This is a genomic window from Eubacterium sp. CAG:156 (genome assembly GCF_000434315.1).
In the GTDB taxonomy this organism is placed as follows: domain Bacteria; phylum Bacillota; class Clostridia; order Lachnospirales; family Lachnospiraceae; genus Eubacterium_U; species Eubacterium_U album.
Window position 1 is genome coordinate 1 of the sequence record NZ_FR878132.1, and the last position, 21,110, is coordinate 21,110.

A 21,110-nucleotide genomic window follows, 5' to 3' on the forward strand; every position below is an offset into this window, starting at 1 on the left:
CAATAAAAAATCACCTATTTTTTTCTCTTTTAGAATTTATTTTTATACATTTTCCACAATTTTTTAGTTGTTTATGGATTTTCTTAGTCGAGCGATACATATTTAATACTATAAACAGATCTGTTACTTCATAAAAAAAGATGCCATTCCGATAGTAAATTAAATTTGCTATCGAAACAGCATCTTATATTAAATATTATATATATTACTAAGGCCAAAAGGTATAAGCTCACATGAATTTACTCATAAGTGTGTGAAAGACCTTTGGCGTGCCCATTTATTCACCTGAAATTATCCATGGTGCAGGCTGTGCAACAAATACACTGTCCTTATCTGTCTTTGAAACAGATATCTGCATTACTTCAGACAAATTAACTCCATGTTTCTTGAATAAATATGGAATATCTGAAAGTATATCAAGCTCTAAAGTATATATTATAATTTTCATATCCGGATTTATCTTTTTAAGTGTTACAATATCCTGCTCAATTGTATCCTTTTGTGCAACTAGAAAAGCAAGTCTTGGAACCGGCTTATCCTTTAATGCTTCTTCTGTTAAATCCGATACTATTTCTACATTATGTACTCCAAATTTTGCTGCATTTTCTTCCATTGATGCAAGTGAACCTTTATCTCTTTCAACAGCAATTACCACACCTTCATATGCAACCATTGATGCTTCTATTACAATACTTTCACCACTGGCAATAAGCACTGTATCCCTTACATCCATTTCTAACTTATTCATAATTACGGAGCGGATTTCGTGTCCAACATATTTTACACTACCTGTTGAAAAGTTTTCATTTTTCATTCCAAATATCATAGACTCACGTGTATTTTCATTTACTACAAAAATAACTGTAGGTCCACTTATATTTACATCCATGAGTTCAAATACTTTACAGTGTTTCATTTCACCCGGCTCATATCCTTGTCCGTAATACATTTCATAATCGCCGTATCCTGCTTCCCATAATTTATAAAGCATATTTTCATTTGTTTCATCAGCAAAAATCAAAACTCTCTTATGAGTTGCTATTGTTGCCAATACATTTCTTCTTTTGCTGCATGTATTTAACAACTTAATTTTTTCCGGACTTATCTGCAACATATCTGCAATATATCCCATCCAATCCAACATCTGCTTGCTGGAAAATTCTACTTTTTCTGCCATTATTGTACCTCCATTAGTTGTTTTTTAATCTTATTTTTAGCAAATGAATATCTTACTGCATTTGCATAAATTTCACTTTCTTCATTATCCGTAATGTCAAATTTATTTCTTATTAAGTTCATCTCATGCCCCATGTCCGTTCCACATATTGCCATATCATCTGTATTAATTGTAACAGGAATTCCTAATTTCATAAACTCTCTTATCGGAAAATCTTCAATCTTTTCAATTGCTTTTGTCTGCAAATTACTTGTAGGACACATTTCCAAACATATTTTTTTCTCTGAAAGTGCTTTCATAAGTGCCAAATTCTCTACACTTCTTACTCCATGTCCTATTCTTTTTGCGCCAAATTCAACTGCTTTTTTTACACTTTCTGCGCCATCGGCCTCCCCTGCATGTATAGTAAATGGTACATTTAATTCGTTTGCAAGTTTAAAAACATCAATAAATTGTTCTGTTTTATATAATGCCTCAGCTCCTGCTAAATCCAGTGCAACTACTCCGTAATCTTCACTGCTTTCTTCATTTATCAAATATTCTTTTGCAAGTTTAACTGTTTCTAAATTCTGTTCTTTGTTATCAGCCATTCTCATACAACATAAAATAAGATTACATTTCAAATCAGACTTCTTTAATCCGTCCAAAGCACTTTCAATAACTTCTCTCATAGTCAAACCTTTATCCATATGAAGTTGTGGTGCAAATCTTATTTCCGCATATACTACACCTTGTCTTTTTATGTTTTCCTGAACCAAATAAACAGCTCTCGCTATTCCTTCTTTTGTCTGCAGTAAACTACAAGGTAATTTAAAGCATTCCAAAAACTCATTTAAACTTCTACAATCTTTAGAAACCATAAGAGCTTTTTCTAATTCACGTTCGTCTTTATATGGAAGTTTTATTTTCTGCAATGCTGCCAAATCTTTTGCTATATCAGGCGTAATTGCTCCATCTAAATGAAGATGCAACTCAATATATCTTTTTTTCATATCCGCACCTATCCTTTAATATATAATGCCCCTCCCTTTTGTCAGTGGCTGTTTAGCGTAAACACTTATTAAAATGAACTTCATTCATTTTGTTTCCTCTTTTCTTTAATTATACTCCTAAATAATTATTTGTTAACAAAAATTTGTTAACAAAATATTGTTATTTTATTTATAAACTATAGTTATGATATTATTGGGTTTTGTATAAGAAAATTTATTATTTTTTGGCGGGCATAAATTTTAAAGAATACTCTTATATAGACATAACATATTTATAGGATTTTAGCTTTGTCTTTTTTATAATTGATATATAAATTACCCATACATCTACTTAAAAATCTTAGGAGGATTTATGCTGCAAATTAAAAATATTTCAAAAAAATATACAACCGGTGATTTTGTGCAAACTGCCCTCAATAATGTGAGTTTGAATTTTCGTGACAATGAATTCGTTGCAATCTTAGGGCCTAGCGGTTCCGGTAAAACTACATTACTTAATATCGTTGGAGGTCTTGACCGATATGATACCGGAGATTTGATTATAAATGGAATTTCCACAAAAAAATACAAAGATAAAGACTGGGATTCTTACCGAAATCATACTATAGGATTTGTATTTCAAAGTTACAATCTTATACCTCATCAATCCATTTTATCAAATGTTGAATTGGCGCTTACAATTTCAGGAATTTCAAAAAAAGAACGCAAGGAAAGAGCTAAGCAGGCTCTTACGGATGTGGGGCTTGGTGAACAGATTCACAAACGTCCAAATCAGCTTTCAGGTGGTCAGATGCAACGTGTTGCAATCGCCAGAGCTTTAGTTAATAATCCTGATATTTTACTTGCTGATGAGCCTACGGGAGCATTAGACAGTGACACAAGTGTTCAGGTTATGGAACTTTTAAAGGAAGTTGCTAAAGACAAACTTGTCATTATGGTTACTCATAACCCTGAACTTGCAAATCTCTATGCAAACAGAATTGTCAGAGTAAAAGACGGTCATATATTAGATGATTCTAATCCATTTGAACTTAATGACAAAAAAATAGCTCCGCCCGAGCATAAAAATATGGGTAAATCGTCAATGTCGTTCTTGACTTCTCTTGCCCTTAGTTTTAATAATTTAAAAACCAAGAAAGGGAGAACATTTTTAACTGCATTTGCAGGCTCAATAGGAATTATTGGAATTGCATTAATATTATCGCTTTCAACAGGTGTCAATCAATACATCACTGATATTCAAAAGGATACCATGACTTCATATCCAATAACCATAGAGCAAAAAACCTTTGACCTTTCCAGCATGATGAATGCCGGCGAACAGGCTTCTAAAAAGAAAGTTAATCATAAATTAAATGCTGTTTTTTCAAATGGAACCGATATTATGATGACAAGTAAAATGGCAACAAGTATTAGCGAAAATAATTTGACTGAATTTAAAAAATATCTTGATAATAAGGACAGTGAAATCAACAATTATGTTGGTGAAAACGGAATTGTCTATTCTTATGATGTTCCATTTTCTGTATTTTCTTATGATTCAGACAATACTCTTGTAAATACTAATGGAAGCACATTTTCAAATTCTAATTCTAATACAAGTTCAATTGCCCAAATGAATGGCAGTATGTCAGTCTCAATGAATGCGGATATGAGTACTTCTATGAGCACCGATATGATGACAGGAAATATAAATAGCAGTCCATTTGCTGAAATGTTATCCGGCAAAAATGATGAACTCGTAAGTGATGTCATAAAAGATAATTATAAAGTTGTATATGGTGACTGGCCTAAAGTTTATGATGAAGTTGTTCTTGTTTTAGATAAAAATAATGAAGTATCACTTACTACTCTTTATTATCTTGGGCTTTTACCATCAAAAGATTATAAAGATATTTTAAAGCAAATTAATAAAGGGGAAGAAGTCAATCCTGAAACTTCCAAGATATCATATGAAGACATATGTAATCACAACTTTTATTTAATTGCGGATAGCGACCTTTATCAGAAAAATAAATCTGATTTATTTAAATATGTTGGCAATGACAATAATAAAGTTGAAGAATTACTAAAATCAGGTATTACTTTGAAAGTTTCAGGTATCATCCGACAGACTTCAGATGACTCATCTAATATTCAAATATCAGGAAGTGTTGGCTACACTAAGGCTCTTACTAATTATTTAATTAATTATGGAAATAAAAGTGATATTGTTAAAGCTCAAAAAAATAGTCCTGACGTAAATGTATTAAACGGTTTACATTTTAATCCGGACAATGACAGTATAAAAATTGATGATGCCAAAACTTATTTGTCAAACCTTTCTACATCAGACAAAGCAAATATGTGGAAATCCATGGCAATGACTGCATATGCTGGTTCTCCTGAGCAGATTCAAATGCTTGATTCAATGACTGAAACCCAGTTAGCTGCCATGCTTGATTCATATTTAGAGAATCCTAAAGATGAAGAAATGCTTTCTATATATGATAACTATATAGATGTTGGAAGCTATGATGATAATATGAAAAATTTTGGATACGTAAGCCTTGGCGCTCCTTCATCAATTAGCATTTATGCTGATACATTTGAAGATAAGGATTCAATATCTGATTGTATTGACAAGTATAATAAAGATGTAAAGGACGATAAGGATAAAATAACATATACTGATTACGTTGCTTTACTTATGTCAAGTATCACTACAATTATTAATGTAATAACTTATGTATTAATTGCTTTCGTTGCAGTTTCTCTTATAGTTTCATCTATTATGATTGGTATTATAACTTATATATCTGTACTTGAAAGAACAAAAGAGATTGGTATTCTTCGTGCAATTGGTGCATCAAAGAAAAATATTTCTCAGGTATTTAATGCTGAAACATTTATTATAGGACTATTCTCCGGAATGATAGGTATAGGAATAACCTGTCTTCTACTGCTTCCTATAAATGCAATTATTCATGCAGTTACAGACTCAACTAATGTAAATGCATTTTTACCTGTTCAAAGTGGAATTATATTAATTGTTTTAAGTGTTATTTTAACGTTGATTGGCGGATTTATTCCTGCTAAAAAGGCAGCAAAGAAAGACCCTGTTGCAGCGTTGAGAAGTGAATAAATTAATTCTTAAAATATCTGTGATTTATATATATGATAAACACTTTTATACTAAAGCCCGGGGCGTTGTCCACACTCCGGGCTTTAAGTATATTTCAGACTAAAACATCATCTTTACCAAATTCTTATCTTTCATAAAATTGCTCATTTCATATAAAACAAGCACATCTGTTATATTATTAGATTCTACAATACTTTGAAGATTTCCACTAAAATATCTGTAATCCACAATTGTAATTGTCTTATAATCTTTTAATAAAAATGGTGTAAAACTATTTGCATATGAATCTTTTATTATTAACAAATTTTTATCGTTATTTACCTCATTGTTTTCAATACTAACTACACCATAATTTCCACCAAAGAATACCTGGTATTTATCTTTTTCTTTTAATTTATCTATATGGTAAATTTCTGATTTTTTACCATTAATCATCACATTACATTGGGGAATATTTTCTGCTATTTCTATCGAATCGCCTTTTTTCTTTTTATCAAGAACCTTTGAATATAATGTTCCATAAAATTTATCTGTCACATTTTTCATTTCCAAATTTTCATAAGGTTCACTTTCAATTCCCTCCACTTTACAAAATTCATTATAAGCAATAAATGCACCTTTAGTTGTCCAATGGTGGTCTGTCTTATAATAAATATAATCTTTCGATAATTTCTTCAATGCATCATATGTATTTACGATTTGAGTATTATTGTCTGCATTGTTTGTAAATTCCTTTTCTACTATTTTTTCATAATAATTATAGTCGTAAACATCTGCATGTTTTGGTAATTTATCAGTTAATATATTTCCGGAACCAGGAATTAACATTACATAACTTTTAAGTTCTTTATTTTTATTAAAAAATGTATTTATGTATCTTATATTATTTTTCAGCTGTTCTTCACTCACATCTTCATTTGTTATTTTTTCAAGATAATAACCATCTTTTCCAATGTAAGCTCCTTCTATATCCTTAATTCCCGTTAACTCTTTAGCCACGCTCCTTAAAGTAATCAATTTTTCTCTTTCAGGAATCTGGTCACTAATAAAATTTTCTAATGACTTTTGAAAATCAGTATTTTCTATATTGCTTAAACTAATTTGGGGTCTTTCCTCTAAATATCTGTTTTCATTCTCCGAAAAGCTTCTATCCTTTGTGGCAAAAATCTCTATTCCCGTTCCGGCAAGAATAAGTACCATCACAATGACAAATATACAATTTATTTTTCTCATATTTTCACCTTTTAATGTTCTTCTAACAAGACTTACATATTAATACTAATTTTTTCTTATAGTATAAACACATATCTCTATTAAAAATATACTTACCCTTTCCTTTAAAATCTAAAATATAAAAACGGGTTATATGAATCTCCTACTAAAAATGCAACACATATAAAGAACAGAATTAAACATGCCACATTACTTACAATTAATTTAACATTATTTGAAACATTCATTTTAATTGCAACCTGACCTACAATATATTTTGGTAATTTTGTGCTTGCTATAGCTGCAATTATTAAAATAACTGCGTATGATCCTATATAATATAAAGACATTTCTCCAAGAAACGGAGTTTTAATTCCAAACATTGCCTTAAAGAATGTACCCATTTCTGACATGTCAGTACATGCAAATATAACCCAGCCACATACTATTAAAATCAATGAATAGATATGTTTTAAAATATTTGGGCATTTATTTAACACTTTTTTTAACACAAATTTTTCCAAAACTAAAATTATAAAGAAATATAATCCCCAACAGACAAAATTCCAACCTGCACCATGCCATAATCCTGTTAAGAACCAAACTATAAATAAGTTAAATATCTGTCTTGGAACTCCTTTTTTATTTCCACCAAGTGGTATGTACAAATATTCTCTAAACCATGTTCCAAGAGTCATATGCCACCTGCGCCAAAACTCAGTAATGCTTTTTGACTCATATGGATAGTTGAAATTTTCAGGAAATTTAAATCCAAACATTTGCCCTAAGCCAATTGCCATATCCGAATACCCTGAAAAATCAAAATAAATTTGAAAAGTATATGCGATAGCTCCTACCCATGCCATTGATGTAGTGATTGAAGACATTGCCGATATTTCGTCCCATAAATTTCCGACCTGATTTGCTACGAGTATTTTCTTAGAAAGTCCAACAATAAATCTTCTAAAACCATTTGCTATATCATCTATATTTTCATTTCGTCTGGCTATCTGATTTTCAACATCACTATATCTTACAATCGGTCCTGCTATCAATTGCGGGAACATGCTCACATACATTCCAAAATTTATTATATTGTGCTGAACTTTAACTTTTCCAAGATAAACATCTATTGTATAAGATAATGTTTGAAATGTATAAAATGATATACCTATCGGAAGGGCTATCTGCAATAATGATACAGATGCACCAAATAAATTATTTATATTTGTAATTACAAAATCCGTATATTTGAAAAATGCCAGTATTCCCAAATTTACAAATACCGACATTATCATTACGATTTTGCAGATTTTTTCATTATGTTTTTTTCTAAATGTTTCTATCAGCATTCCATTACAATAGTCAAATGCTGTTGAGAAAATCATTATTCCAACATATATTGGTTCACCCCATGCATAAAAAATAAGGCTGAATACAAATAGTACTGTATTTCTTAGCTTTCCAGGGCATATATAATATACTGCCAATACGATAGGCAAAAATAAAAACAAAAAAACTCCGCTGCTAAATACCATATATTTTTCCTTTTTTATTTAAAGCTATCTTCAAATGCTTTCTTTATTTCACTTGCATTATCACTTACAATTAAAACAGCATAATCATCTTTAACAAATATCTGTGCATCATTTGCTCTGTCTACCTGTGTTGGGTCATAACTTTTGTAAAATGCAATTCTGTCCTTAATATGTTTTTCAAGGCTCTTTTTTGCTTCATCTACGTCTTTGCTGTTTTTAACTCTGATAACAGCAACCTCTTCAGCCGTTCCTTCCTGTGCATAATCTAAAAAATATTTGTCAACCTTACTGTAATCCATATCCGAAAGATACGCAAATAAATCTTTTGTATTATCTGAATCAGAATTTACTGCTAACATTGTTGGCATATCTGTGTCTGCTGCCATCATTGTTTTTTCAAGTTTAGTCATATCTATTTTATTATTGTTATTTCCACATCCAACCAACTGAATTGCAAATACACACACTAATGCAATGTTAAATATTTTTTTAATAAACTTATTTTTCATATTAATATTTCCAAGGTGCCATTACAGCACCTTGGACTCCTCTCATTAAAATCTTTTATGTTACCAGAATCAAAAGACCTAAGTTCACATAAGTTTTCTTATTCAGCTGCTCCTGATTCGCTTTCATCAGCTGCTCCTTCATTTAAGCTTTCATTCTCTATTGCTTCATCTGATGAACCAATTGTTCTTGAATTACTTGTTATGTCTCCTAAATCTTCGTCTTCCATTCCTGACATTTCTGCAAAATCACTAAAAGCTTTATCTACAGCTTTGTTAATCTTCTCAGTAACCTTATCTGATAAATTATCCATAGCTGATGTATCGTTATAAGATGAGATATATACAGCCATTACTTTATCGCCATTGTCTGCATCAATCAAATTAGCTGATAAATTATAACTATCTGTAACATAATTTGAAATCGACTGTACAATTGCATTTATTATGCTGACTTTTTCATCATCTACATCCTGCCCTAAATTATAAGCGAGAAAATATTTCTTATCTTCGATTGCTTTTTTTATTTTCTTTGGAAGTTTATATACATCATCTAATTTTTCATTATTCACTACTGCGTAGTTATATTTTGTTCCTGTTGCTGCCGGGAAGAAATCTGTATTCCATTCATAATTGTCACTACATTCTTTATCATTCATATTAAAATGTGAATAATTTGGACTTCCTGCATCTGAATAAATATCTGTATGATACCATTCACCATCAAGTTTTACTTCATCCCATGAATGGATTCTGTCAGTTGTATGTACTACCTTACATTCAATATCCATCATCTGCATAAATAATCTGAAAGTTGTTGCATATCCTACACAAACCGCTGTTTTAGATTTTAAAACACCATTTGGAGTTGCTGCGTTCTGACCTGATGTTGGAATAACAGACATCATTCCTGAATCATTTTTTATATTTTTTACCATCCAATTGTACACAGCAAGTTCTTTTTCATAATCTGACATTCCATCTGTTATTATTTCATCAAGAACTTTCTTAGCCATATCAAGAGTATCTTTATCTTCCTTGCTTAAAGAATTTTCTCTTCCTTCTTTATATGCATCAGAAATATTTTTTGTTGATTTAATTGTGTATTCGTCAGCAATAACAACATCATCTTCCTGTGCCACATCCTCATCTTTTGCAAGGGTACTGTCAACACTTGTCTTTAATCCACTGACTTTATTAAACATTACAGCACTTAATGTAATACTTGCTCCCATTCCTACTACCAGTACAGCTAAAATACACCATACTGCAATCCATTTTTTCTTTTCCATGATTTACTCCTTTTTTGTAATCTGAATTTTAGATAACGCGGTAAAAACTCTAAAGTCTCAATGCTTCTTTTTATTTCTAATCACATTATATTATTGTAATGGTGCATATATTGTTATGAAATTTTTTAATTTTTTCTTAAGTACCTATAACAACGTTATTACTATTATTTCATAATTTTTATACAATCGTTACATAAACAGATATTTTTTTAATAAAAAAAAGCAATCTGATATGATTTCAAAATAAACGGCTCTAAACTTTATATTATGAAAAGTTTAGAGCTGTTTATTTTATCAATTACTTTTAATCATTACAAATTACTTATCTGTTTTATATTTTTGATTTGTTAAGTAGTTTCTCTGTGTATCTTTCATTTTTCTCCTAAAAGTAGAAATATCAATCTCACGTCTTAAACTAAAAAATAACTACTAAAAGCATTTTAAACTGTTCTTTACCATGAACTGCATGTGGATGTTTTGCTGGCATTACAATTGATTCTCCTTCATGAAGTTCATATTTTTTTCCATCAATTGTAATTTCCCCAACTCCGTCAAGACATGTTACAAATGCATCTCCGCCTGATTCATGAGTACTTATTTCTTCACCTTTATCAAATGAAAATAATGTAACACTTACAGCATCATTCTGTGCAAGAGTCTTACTGACTACCTGTCCTTCCTGATAAGATACCTGTTCTTTTAAAGTCAGAACTTCTGCTTTACTAATATTTTTAATTAACTGTTCCATTTAATTCACCTCTTATATTATGCTACTGCTTATTATTTGCATTTGCATAAAAAATATTAATATTATTCTTTTCCATCCCAGCAATATGTACATAATTTACATTTATCTATTCCTACTGAATCTAACATATCATCTAATCTGTTAAATTTTAATGATGTGAAGTTAAGTTCTTTTCTGATTTCTTCAACCATACATTCATATTTTTCAGAATCCGGATTAGCATATTCTTCTAAAACTTCATCTGTTACATTTCCATTTTCAAGTCTCTCTATAACTCTTCTTGTAATTAATTCCATTTCTGATGATGAACGTGAGAAATTCAAATATTTACAGCCATATAATAATGGTGGGCATGCAGGTCTTATATGTACTTCCTTAGCACCACTCTCATATAAAAATTCTGTTGTTTCTCTAAGCTGTGTTCCTCTTACAATTGAGTCATCAATTAATAAAAGGCTTTTATCTTTAATTAATTCTTCTACTGCTAACAATTTCATTTTTGCAATTAAATTTCTCTTACTCTGAATTGTTGGCATGAATGATCGAGGCCATGTTGGTGTGTATTTGATAAATGGTCTTGAAAATGGGATTCCTGATTCATTTGCATAACCAACAGCATGTGCAATACCTGAATCTGGTACACCTGCTACAATATCAGGCTTAACATTATCTCTCTGTGCCATCTTCATTCCACAGTTATATCTCATCTGTTCTACACTTACACCTTCATATGAACTTGCCGGATAACCATAGTATACCCATAAAAATGTACAGATTTTCATATCATCACCTGGTTTTTGAAGAGTTATGCAATTGTTTTCTGTCATAACTACAATTTCTCCAGGACCTAATTCTTTATAATCTGTATATCCTAAATTTTTATAAGCAAACTTTTCAAATGACGCACAAAATGCACCTTCTTTTCTTCCGATTACAATCGGTGTTCTTCCGTATTTATCTCTTGCAGCATAAATTCCTGCATGATTCATAAGTAAGATTGATAATGAACCGTCTATTTTTTCAAGTGCATAATTCATTCCTTCGATAAGGTTATCTTTTTGATTTATAAGTGCAGCAACAAGCTCTGTAGCATTAATTTCTCCACCACTCATCTCCTGAAAATGTGAATGACCTTTGTCAAATAACATCTTTGTAAGTTCATCCATATTGTTAATCTTACTAACTGTTGTAAGTGCATATGTACCATGATGTGAACGTACAATTAATGGCTGTGGTTCATAATCTGAAATACAACCAATTCCGTATTTTCCCTTCATCGTCTGTATGTCTTTATCAAATTTTGTACGGAAAGGAGAATTTTCAATATTATGAATTGAACGATTGAATCCGTCTTCTCCATAAACTGCCATTCCACCACGTCTTGTTCCTAAATGTGAATGATAATCAATTCCAAAAAACAAGTCAAAAACGCTATCTTCTTTAGATGCCACTCCAAAAAATCCACCCATTAGTTATTACCTCGTATTCTATAATATATTTTACTTTTGTTTATCACCGTCTGCATTTTTAGACGGGATTCTAATCTCAACCAATATATTTTAGCAGAAAAGTTTATAAGGTTCTACTGTTTTGTAGCATAAATAGCAATTTTAATAAACAGTTTTGAAATATTTCCAACCAAGCATTTTTACTATTTATGGTCTGAATGTTTTCATAGCTTCTATTGTCTGTGTTATTAAATCATCTAATGTCCATCCAAGCATATCTGCCCCACGCTCTCTCATTATCTCCTGTTCTTTTATGCAATGCTCCTCCGGGTACATTTCAAAATCAAGATCATGTAAAATGCCATTCCTACAAATAAATAACTGCACATTATTGGAATTGATTTTATAAAAGCTGTTTCTATTTCTTTTTTATTCATACTTATTTTCTCCGTTAGTCTTTGGAAGATCATAAGTATCTAAGAAATGATGTTTAACACCATCTTTTTTGTATGCAACAACAGTATCTAAGTTAACATTTTCTATGCTCTTAAAAATATTTCCTTCAACATAAGGGTTTGTCTGCTTTAATGTTTTTATAAGTTCCTTAATTTCAACTCTCTTAGATTTGTTTTCCTCATTATTACATGTAGTACATGTATCTGTAAATTTGCATGCGCACTGAATAAATCTTAAATTGTTATAATCTCTCCACGCCTTAATGTCATCTTCTCTTACAAGATACAATGGTCTGATTAATTCCATCCCTTCAAAATTTGTACTGTGAAGTTTTGGCATCATTGTCTGTATCTGAGAACCATAAAGCATTCCCATAAGTATTGTTTCTATAACATCGTCATAATGATGTCCTAATGCAATCTTATTGCATCCTAATTCCTGTGCAAAATGATACAAATGTCCTCTTCTCATTCTTGCACACAAATAACATGGAGATTTTTCAACATTGAACACCGACTCAAATATATCTGATTCAAATATATGAATTGGGATATTTAATTTTCTTGCGTTTTCCTCTATAACTTTTCTGTTAGCAGGGCTGTATCCCGGGTCCATAACTAAAAACTTAACATCAAATTCAAATTTATTATGAAGCTTTAATTCCTGAAAAAGCTTAGCCATAAGCATTGAATCTTTTCCACCTGAAATACATACGGCAATTCTGTCTCCCTCTTTTACAAGTTCATACTGATTAATTGCTTTTGTAAATTTGCACCAGATTTTTTTCTTAAATTTCTTACGAAGGCTTTGCTCAACATCTTTGCTTATATCTTCTGCTTCTTTTTCTTTCATCATATCTAAAAGCCATGCAATATATCCGCCTTCTAAACTTTCAGCATCATATCCTTTTTCCACAAGATTTTCTGCTACCTCTATACTATTTTGTCCTCTGCTGCAGCAAATAATTAATTTTTTTGATTTATCAACCAATTCACTATTTTCTATTTCTTCTGCCTGAATAGCTATTGCTCCCGGAATTTCTCCGTGTGCAATCTCTGATTCATTTCGCATATCTATTAACTGATATTCATCCGCGTTCATGGATTTTAACTGTTCTATTGAAACACTCATATATAATCTCCCATATTACCTTTGTATCTGTGCCAAATCTTTTAATACTTCTCCTGCGATAATTAATCCCACAACTGAAGGAACAAATGCTACACTTCCCGGAATGTCTCTTTTTTCCGTGCATTTGTGCTTAGCTCCAGGTGGGCAAATGCAGTGAGTTTTACAACTTATTGCCATATCTTCAATTGGTCTCTTTGGCATTTCTTCTGAATAAACTACCTTTAACTTCTTAACTCCGCGCTTCTTTAATTCACGGCGCATAACTTTAGCCAATGGACAGACTTTTGTCTTGTAAATGTCTGCAACCCTAAACATTGTAGGGTCTAATTTATTTCCTGCTCCCATTGAACTTATAATAGGTATATTTAATTCTTTAGCTTTCATTACCAAAGAAATCTTTGCCGTAACAGTATCTACCGCATCTACAATATAATCATATTTGTCAAACGGAAATTCATCTGCATTTTCAGGAAGGAAGAAACAATTGTGTATCTGTACTTCTGCGTCAGGATTAATCTCTAAAATTCTTTCCTTCATAACTTCAGTTTTATATTTACCTACAGTCTTTCTTGTAGCAATAATCTGTCTGTTTAAATTAGTAAGGCAGACTTTATCATCATCTATAAGGTCAAAATGCATAACTCCACTACGTACAAGTGCTTCACATACATAGCCACCGACACCACCTATACCGAATATTGCTACTCTCTTATTTGCCAATGTTTCCATCGCTTCTTTTCCAAATAAAAGTTCTGTTCTTGAAAACTGATTTAACATATTTTATCTCTCTATCTTTCTATTGTATTTTCTCATTTATTCAATAAGAAATTCATTTCCTTTTTCCTACTGTTCTAATAGGATAATTATAAAATTACATAATATTTTTGTCAACGAATAATAAGCTGCGGTCTTATATGTCTAAATCATAAAACCACAGCTTATTATTGTACTATAAAATTGGTAATTGTTATATAAAAACCTGTATTTGAATTTTCAAATAAATTTCATCAAAGTAAGGGGTTTTTGCTCCTAACATCTTTAAATATAAACAACTTTATTTCTATGCGTCCTTTAAAAATGCTTTGTAGCATCTGTATGCTTCATATACATCTGCCTTGTTTGTTACTTCCCATGGGGCATGCATACTTAATACTGCCACACCACTGTCAATAACTTCCATTCCATATAATGCCATAATATAAGCGATTGTTCCGCCACCGCCTGCATCAACTTTTCCAAGTTCCGCCATCTGGAAATTAACACCATTATCATCCATAATCTTTCGCAAATCAGCTAAATATTCTGCATTTGCATCATTAGAACCTGATTTTCCGCCTCGTCCTGTGAATTTGTTAAATACAACACCTTTGCCCATAAATGATGAGCTGTTTTTCTGGAATACGTCTGCGTATAAAGGATCAAATGCAGCATTTACATCAGATGATAACATTCTGCTGTTTGCAAGGCATCTTTTAAGTTTAATTTCACTATATTCTCCTGTTAAATTAAGAAGTTCAGCTACTGTGTTTTCAAAGAATCTTGACTGCATACCTGTTGCACCAACACTTCCGATTTCTTCTTTATCTACTAAAAGGCAGCATGATGTTTTATCTACGCTTTCCATGTCAAGCATTGCAATTAAAGATGTAAATGCACAAACTCTATCATCCTGACCGTATGACATAATCATACTTCTGTCAAATCCCATTTCTCTTGCTCTGCCTGCAGGCACTACTTCAAGTTCAGCTGACATGAAATCTTCTTCTTCCATTTCATACTGTTCTTCTAAAATCTTTAAAACGCCTTTCTTTGTTGCTTCCTTCTCTTCATCATTTAAAGGAATTGTTCCAATTAATATATCAAGATTTTCACCTTCAACTACCTTAGCAGCTTTCTTTTCCATCTGGGCAGATGCAAGATGAATAAGTAAATCTGTTACACAAAATACAGGGTCTTCCGGTTTTTCTCCTATATTTACATCAATTGTTGTTCCATCTTTTTTTACAATAACACCATGTATTGCTAAAGGAAGTGTAACCCACTGATATTTTTTAATTCCACCATAATAGTGAGTATCTAAATATGCCATTCCTTCTTTTTCATATAAAGGATTCTGCTTTATGTCCATTCTTGGAGAATCCACATGAGCACCTAAAATATTCATTCCTTTTTCAAGTGGCTTATTTCCTATGTTAAATAAAGCAACTGTCTTATTCATGCATACAGCATAAATTTTATCGCCCGGCTGTAAAGTTTTATTTTCTTCCATCGCCTTTTCAATACTTATATATCCTTTTTCTTCTACTCTTCTTACTGTGTCTTTTACACATTCTCTCTCAGTTTTACACTCTGACAAAAAATTAATGTAATCTGCATTTAACTGCTGTAATTCTTTCATCTGTGCTTCATCATATGTCTTCCATGCATTTTTTCTTTCCATATTGCTCATTCCTTTCCAAATCTATGTTCAAGACTTTTAAATCTTTTTCTATTTTTATTCTGCCACCATTTTAGAAGAATTATTTATACAAGTCAATATAAAGCACTATCCCCTTTTTTATAATTAACATTATTTCAGCGATACATTATTAAAAAAAATATATTCAAAAGTCATAACTCTTTTATAAATAATAATAGGAGGGCGTTGTTTTAGCGACGTCCTCCTTTATTTTATAAAAACAAAATATCAAATATGTGTATGAAATAATATTTATATATTAAACAAACACCAATTATTCCTTTATTATATTTTTACTGCAGAAATATGATATTAAGAAATATCCACCATATATTACAAGTAAAATTATTGCTGTCATACCAATTGATGGTCCAATCATTTTCGTTCCAATAAAATCAAGTATTTGTTTTGAAAACATCATTCCAAATATCGAATGAACAATTGCAAGTGCTAATGGGAATATGAAAAACAAAGCTGTCTGTCTGAACAATGCCTTATTAATCTGTTTCTCATCTGCACCAAGTTTTCTAATCATTCTAAATCTTTCCACATTATCTGCACTTTCTGATAATTCTTTCAAAGCCAGAATTGCTGCACCTGATATCAGAAGAATAACTCCAATGTAAAGACCTATAAATGCACCTATTGCTCCAATACCAACTGCACTGTCTATAATATTATTTTTAGTATTAACCATTGGTACCATATAATTCCATCTGGTCTCATCATAAATCTTTTCTACTTTCTGTTCAAATTTTTCTACTTCTTTCTTATCATCCATAGAATAGTTAGCTGCAATAAATTCTCTTATTTTATGATTTTCATCAACTATGCCATCAGGAACAATTATTATTCCTGTATTTGAAGGATTTCCTGACATTTCTATAAAACCTTCTTGGCATTCCTTGTATTTTGGTATTAATTCATTACCAAATACATTGATTTTCACTCCTGCCTTTAACGATTTATTTCTTAATTTTATCATTGGACTATAGTCACATAAAACAATATACTCATCATCATTTAATTCAATAGTATCTTTTCCGTAAAATCTTGCAAGTCTGTTATAATCGCTAACTTTTACAATATTCTCCGGTACCTCAAGCATTGTCGGAGAATCATCCTTTTCATCATTGTTTCCTAATGTGTCATTCAATGTAACATTTTCTGACTGATAAATATATAAATCTACATATTCCTTTAAATATGGTTCAATATTATAACCGTTTTCCTCAAAAAACTGAAAAATACTCTTATTAGAACTTTCAACTTCCTTCTTACCATATCCGTCTTCTTTGCTTAAATTTACAACTTTATTAAAGTTAATATCAGCCGGTACTCCCTGCTTTAAACTATCATTTAATGAATTCCTAATAGATAACCCACTTGAGAGTACACAAATTGTAATAAATAACATTAAACTTATTATTGTCATTGAAAATACATTCGTATTTACCCTGCTGCTCATTTGTCTAAAAGTAAATGTATTTAATCCTTTATAATAAATTCCTTTCATTGATGAAACAACTTTAAGTAATAATCCTGAAACTGACCAGAAAAATAGAAATGTACCAACACATCCCATTACAATATAAATTGCTAACTGTTTTCCGTTTGTTATTTTACTGTATCCTGCAGTAACGTTATAATATGCTATTATAAGCATTACAATAGAAATGGCGAAAATAATTCCACAGATAATAGGATTTTTTAATTTAATTTTCTCATTCTTTCTATTACCCTGAAATAAATCAATTAATTTGCATTTATTAATACTAAAAGTATTAAATATAATTACAATTACATATATCAATACAAAATTTAAAATGGTCTTTATACAAGCCTGACTTGAAAATACAAATTGATATTTTGACATGTCAGCCTGGAACATACTTGCTACCAGAAAACTTGTAAACTGAGAAGCTCCTATTCCAATAATTATTCCGACTACTAATGAAATAATTCCGATAATTAATGTTTCAAAGAATAGAATCAACGAAACTTTTCTCTTTCCCATTCCTAATACCAGATAAAGGCCAAACTCTTTATTACGCCTCTTCATTAAAAATCTGCTTGCGTAAATTACAAGAAATCCTAATACACATGCAATGAACACACTAACCCATGACATAATCTGTGTTAATAATTTGACTATTTCCCTTGTGTCATTTGAAATTTTTAACATTGCCGACTGTGTTTCTATTGCATTAAATATATAAAATATTGCAACACCTAATATCAAAGTAAAAAAATAGATTGCATAGTCTTTCATACTTTTTTTAATGTTTTGAAATGATAATTTAAAGAGCATCGCTTAAGTCACCTCCTAACAAAGTAACTACATCGATAATCTTATCGAAAAATTCCTTTCTTGTATCATCACCTCTATTTAATTCATTGAAGATTTTTCCATCTTTTATAAATATTACTCTTGATGCATAACTTGCTGTAAATGAATCATGAGTTACCATTAAAATTGTAGCTTTATAATATTTATTTAAGTGCGAAAATCTTTCAAGTAACATCTTTGCTGACTTTGAGTCTAATGCTCCTGTTGGTTCATCAGCTAATATTAATTCAGGATTTGTAACAAGTGCTCTTGATGAAGCTACTCTTTGTTTCTGACCTCCTGACATCTGGTATGGGTACTTATTTAAAACTTCTTCTATTCCAAGTTGTGTTGCAACTTTTTTTACTGCTTCGTCAATCTTTGTTGCGGGTACATTCTGGATTGATAATGACAAAGCAATATTTTCATAAGCTGTTAATGTATCAAGTAAATTAAAGTCCTGAAAAATAAATCCTAACTTTTCTCTTCTAAATTTATTTAACTTGTTGCCTTTTAAGTTTGTTATGTCTTCACCGCCTACAAATATATGTCCGCTTGTCACCTTATCAATTGTAGAAATACAGTTAAGTAAAGTTGTTTTTCCACTTCCTGAAGCTCCCATTATGGCAACAAATTCTCCTTCATCCACGTCAAATGAAATATTGTCTATTGCTTTTGTAAGATTTAATTTGTTTCCGTAATATTTTTCTATTTGTTCGATTCTTAATATGCTTTCCATATTTAAATCTCCTTTCACATTTTTTATACTGACATAATTTTATATGAAAAACACATATTAGTCGTTTTTTTAATATTACATAACATTACAATTTTGTAATGTTACCATTTTAAATTATTTTCCTAAACCACCGTGTCAAAATAATCATTCTTTCCAAATGTTATTCTGACTTCAGTGTATTTTCCTTCCTCCGATTCAATATCTATTTTATGTCCAAGCTGCTCGCACAGTCCTTTCGCAATATAGAGACCCATTCCTGTTGATTTTGCATATTTTCTTCCATTTTCTCCTGTAAATGACTTGTTAAATACACGTGATAAATCTCTTTTTGGTATTCCAATTCCATTGTCTAGGATATGCAGTACAACTCCCTCTTCACTTTTTTCACTATATATTTTTAATTCTTTTTCGCCATGGTCTTTCATGTATTTAAATGAATTACTCATTATCTGATTGATTATAAATTCCATCCATTTGTTATCTGTAACTACTTCGGTTTCGACATCGTTGACAGAAAAATTAATTCCATTTTCAAGAATCATATCTTTATTTTTCATTGCCACATTTTTTATCAAAGACTGCAGAGAAACTTTTGTAAATTTATAATCTTCCTTTGCATTTTCTGACCTGACAAAATAAAGAACCTGTTCTGTATAGTCATCAATTCTCTTAATCTGTTCTACATATTTTTTATTCATTTTATCATTATGACACATAAGTCTAAGACTTGCTATCGGGAGCTTGACCTCATGAACCCACATTTCCACGTAGTCCTTAAAATCATTAACACTGTTTTCATAAACTTTAACATTTTCAATCATTGATTTATTTATATCCTGTAAAACCTGATAATGAATTTGCCCCTCATAAAATGATGGTTCCTTCATTGTTTCACTTACAAAATATTTTTTATCAAGCCCATCTGTATTATTTATAAGTTCATCATAGTAATTCTTTTTTCTGAAAAAGTCCCAAAGTATAGAGAATATAAATGCAAATAGCCATAATGCTGCGTACATCACTATGGCTTCAAATTTTATTCTAAATACAGAAAATATGGAAAATGTAATTACAAAAAACATTATCCATATTATCACTACTATTTTATTGTCTTTTATATATTTGCCAAACTTCATGTTAAACAATACCCCTGTTTTTTTCTTGTTTCTATTGCATCTTTGTATCCTATCTCTGTTAGTTTTCCCCTTAATCTGCTTATGTTTACGGTAAGTGCATTATCGTTTACAAATTCATTGTTATCCCACAAGTCAGTCATTAACTCATCTCTAGATACAATACGATTTCTATTATTAAGAAGCATCTGGAAAATAATCATTTCATTCTTTGTAAGAACCAGCTCCTGCCCATTTCTGCTTATTGTTCCTTTACTAAAATTTACCTGAGCATCTTTGTAATTTGCAATATTTTTTCCACTGTCCGCTCTCTTTAATATGGCTGCAATTCTTAACAACAAAATTGTTGGGTTGTATGGCTTTGTTATGTAATCATCTGCTCCATAACTCATAGACAGGACTTCATCTGTTTCACCTGTCCTACTTGTAACCATAATAATTGGAACATCCGATGTTTTTCTTATTTCACGAAGCAGCATTTCTCCATTTATTCCCGGAATATTTATATCTAGCAATAATAAGTCTGAATTTTTCTCTAATATATCATTCTTCGCATTATCAAATTGCTCTAAATACTCTGCTTCATAACCTTCATTTGTCAGAAGCTCTGTTAGCTCCCGGCAAATAGTTTTTTCGTCTTCTATAATTAATATTTTTTTCTTTGACATTTTTACCCCTTATTTATTTTAAATAATTCTTTGCCGATTCAGTAACCGCACCTGCTGTATGAAAACCGGAATGACACACCATTATCGGTCCAGCAATATCAAATATATCCATATTTTACTCCTAACCATATACTAACATTTTTGTTTATTATATACCCT

16 protein-coding genes and 1 pseudogene are annotated in these 21,110 nt (G+C 30.8%); 1 reads left to right on the top strand and 16 read right to left on the bottom strand.

Features of this window, described 5'->3' with window-relative positions; translation table 11 throughout:
- Positions 1 to 277: 277 nt before the first annotated feature.
- Positions 278 to 1,177, bottom strand: a complete 900-nt coding sequence (locus ABMA45_RS01325; protein ID WP_022088080.1) for a hypothetical protein — start codon at positions 1,175 to 1,177, stop codon at positions 278 to 280.
- A complete protein-coding gene (gene add, locus ABMA45_RS01330) occupies positions 1,177 to 2,169 on the bottom strand; it encodes an adenosine deaminase (RefSeq protein WP_022088081.1) in 993 nt (330 codons plus the stop codon). The genes ABMA45_RS01325 and add overlap by 1 nt, the downstream gene beginning before the upstream one ends.
- A gap of 352 nt (positions 2,170 to 2,521) precedes the next feature.
- Here add and ABMA45_RS01335 point away from each other — a divergent pair, with 352 nt between their 5' ends.
- Positions 2,522 to 5,293, top strand: a complete 2,772-nt coding sequence (locus ABMA45_RS01335) for an ABC transporter ATP-binding protein/permease (protein ID WP_022088082.1) — start codon at positions 2,522 to 2,524, stop codon at positions 5,291 to 5,293.
- A 99-nt stretch (positions 5,294 to 5,392) separates the two neighbouring features.
- On the opposite strand, the gene ABMA45_RS01340 is transcribed toward ABMA45_RS01335, so the two are convergent.
- The 14 genes and pseudogenes from ABMA45_RS01340 to ABMA45_RS01405 all read right to left on the bottom strand — a co-directional run bounded on the left by ABMA45_RS01340 (position 5,393) and on the right by ABMA45_RS01405 (position 20,951).
- The gene (locus tag ABMA45_RS01340; RefSeq protein WP_022088083.1) at positions 5,393 to 6,526 is read right to left on the bottom strand and encodes a DHHW family protein; all 1,134 of its coding nucleotides are present in this window, start codon (positions 6,524 to 6,526) and stop codon (positions 5,393 to 5,395) included.
- A gap of 104 nt (positions 6,527 to 6,630) precedes the next feature.
- Positions 6,631 to 8,043 carry an MBOAT family O-acyltransferase gene (locus tag ABMA45_RS01345; RefSeq protein WP_022088084.1) on the bottom strand — a complete coding sequence of 471 codons (1,413 nt, stop codon included), beginning with the start codon at positions 8,041 to 8,043 and terminating at the stop codon, positions 6,631 to 6,633.
- A 14-nt stretch (positions 8,044 to 8,057) separates the two neighbouring features.
- A complete protein-coding gene (locus ABMA45_RS01350; protein WP_022088085.1) occupies positions 8,058 to 8,552 on the bottom strand; it encodes a DUF4358 domain-containing protein in 495 nt (164 codons plus the stop codon).
- Between the two features lie 98 nt (positions 8,553 to 8,650).
- Complete coding sequence (locus tag ABMA45_RS01355; RefSeq protein ID WP_022088086.1) at positions 8,651 to 9,841, bottom strand: transglutaminase domain-containing protein; 1,191 nt, start codon at positions 9,839 to 9,841, stop codon at positions 8,651 to 8,653.
- Between the two features lie 415 nt (positions 9,842 to 10,256).
- Positions 10,257 to 10,589 carry a cupin domain-containing protein gene (locus ABMA45_RS01360; protein WP_022088087.1) on the bottom strand — a complete coding sequence of 111 codons (333 nt, stop codon included), beginning with the start codon at positions 10,587 to 10,589 and terminating at the stop codon, positions 10,257 to 10,259.
- Between the two features lie 62 nt (positions 10,590 to 10,651).
- Positions 10,652 to 12,058 carry an amidophosphoribosyltransferase gene (locus ABMA45_RS01365; protein WP_022088088.1) on the bottom strand — a complete coding sequence of 469 codons (1,407 nt, stop codon included), beginning with the start codon at positions 12,056 to 12,058 and terminating at the stop codon, positions 10,652 to 10,654.
- Positions 12,059 to 12,313: 255 nt separating this feature from the next.
- A pseudogene (locus ABMA45_RS01370) lies at positions 12,314 to 12,400 on the bottom strand (hydrolase); the annotation flags it as partial.
- Positions 12,401 to 12,466: 66 nt separating this feature from the next.
- Positions 12,467 to 13,624 carry an ATP-binding protein gene (locus tag ABMA45_RS01375; RefSeq protein WP_022088090.1) on the bottom strand — a complete coding sequence of 386 codons (1,158 nt, stop codon included), beginning with the start codon at positions 13,622 to 13,624 and terminating at the stop codon, positions 12,467 to 12,469.
- A 15-nt stretch (positions 13,625 to 13,639) separates the two neighbouring features.
- A complete protein-coding gene (locus tag ABMA45_RS01380) occupies positions 13,640 to 14,401 on the bottom strand; it encodes a tRNA threonylcarbamoyladenosine dehydratase (protein WP_022088091.1) in 762 nt (253 codons plus the stop codon).
- A 283-nt stretch (positions 14,402 to 14,684) separates the two neighbouring features.
- A complete protein-coding gene (locus ABMA45_RS01385; protein WP_022088092.1) occupies positions 14,685 to 16,064 on the bottom strand; it encodes an aminopeptidase in 1,380 nt (459 codons plus the stop codon).
- Positions 16,065 to 16,356: 292 nt separating this feature from the next.
- Entirely contained in the window at positions 16,357 to 18,393 is a 2,037-nt protein-coding gene (locus ABMA45_RS01390; RefSeq protein WP_022088093.1) for an FtsX-like permease family protein, read from the bottom strand.
- The gene (locus ABMA45_RS01395) at positions 18,383 to 19,150 is read right to left on the bottom strand and encodes an ABC transporter ATP-binding protein (protein WP_022088094.1); all 768 of its coding nucleotides are present in this window, start codon (positions 19,148 to 19,150) and stop codon (positions 18,383 to 18,385) included. The genes ABMA45_RS01390 and ABMA45_RS01395 overlap by 11 nt, the downstream gene beginning before the upstream one ends.
- Before the next feature lie 122 nt (positions 19,151 to 19,272).
- Positions 19,273 to 20,286, bottom strand: a complete 1,014-nt coding sequence (locus ABMA45_RS01400; protein WP_022088095.1) for a sensor histidine kinase — start codon at positions 20,284 to 20,286, stop codon at positions 19,273 to 19,275.
- Positions 20,283 to 20,951 (bottom strand): response regulator transcription factor, encoded by a 669-nt coding sequence (locus ABMA45_RS01405; RefSeq protein ID WP_022088096.1) that lies wholly within the window; start codon positions 20,949 to 20,951, stop codon positions 20,283 to 20,285. The genes ABMA45_RS01400 and ABMA45_RS01405 overlap by 4 nt, the downstream gene beginning before the upstream one ends.
- Positions 20,952 to 21,110 lie beyond the last annotated feature (159 nt).

Coding starts and splice junctions, on each gene's coding strand:
- ABMA45_RS01325 (WP_022088080.1), bottom strand. CDS start 1,177: ATGGCAGAAAAAGTAGAATTTTCCAGCAAGCAGATGTTGGATTGGATG.
- add (WP_022088081.1), bottom strand. CDS start 2,169: ATGAAAAAAAGATATATTGAGTTGCATCTTCATTTAGATGGAGCAATT.
- ABMA45_RS01335 (WP_022088082.1), top strand. CDS start 2,522: ATGCTGCAAATTAAAAATATTTCAAAAAAATATACAACCGGTGATTTT.
- ABMA45_RS01340 (WP_022088083.1), bottom strand. CDS start 6,526: ATGAGAAAAATAAATTGTATATTTGTCATTGTGATGGTACTTATTCTT.
- ABMA45_RS01345 (WP_022088084.1), bottom strand. CDS start 8,043: ATGGTATTTAGCAGCGGAGTTTTTTTGTTTTTATTTTTGCCTATCGTA.
- ABMA45_RS01350 (WP_022088085.1), bottom strand. CDS start 8,552: ATGAAAAATAAGTTTATTAAAAAAATATTTAACATTGCATTAGTGTGT.
- ABMA45_RS01355 (WP_022088086.1), bottom strand. CDS start 9,841: ATGGAAAAGAAAAAATGGATTGCAGTATGGTGTATTTTAGCTGTACTG.
- ABMA45_RS01360 (WP_022088087.1), bottom strand. CDS start 10,589: ATGGAACAGTTAATTAAAAATATTAGTAAAGCAGAAGTTCTGACTTTA.
- ABMA45_RS01365 (WP_022088088.1), bottom strand. CDS start 12,058: ATGGGTGGATTTTTTGGAGTGGCATCTAAAGAAGATAGCGTTTTTGAC.
- ABMA45_RS01375 (WP_022088090.1), bottom strand. CDS start 13,624: ATGAGTGTTTCAATAGAACAGTTAAAATCCATGAACGCGGATGAATAT.
- ABMA45_RS01380 (WP_022088091.1), bottom strand. CDS start 14,401: ATGTTAAATCAGTTTTCAAGAACAGAACTTTTATTTGGAAAAGAAGCG.
- ABMA45_RS01385 (WP_022088092.1), bottom strand. CDS start 16,064: ATGGAAAGAAAAAATGCATGGAAGACATATGATGAAGCACAGATGAAA.
- ABMA45_RS01390 (WP_022088093.1), bottom strand. CDS start 18,393: ATGCTCTTTAAATTATCATTTCAAAACATTAAAAAAAGTATGAAAGAC.
- ABMA45_RS01395 (WP_022088094.1), bottom strand. CDS start 19,150: ATGGAAAGCATATTAAGAATCGAACAAATAGAAAAATATTACGGAAAC.
- ABMA45_RS01400 (WP_022088095.1), bottom strand. CDS start 20,286: ATGAAGTTTGGCAAATATATAAAAGACAATAAAATAGTAGTGATAATA.
- ABMA45_RS01405 (WP_022088096.1), bottom strand. CDS start 20,951: ATGTCAAAGAAAAAAATATTAATTATAGAAGACGAAAAAACTATTTGC.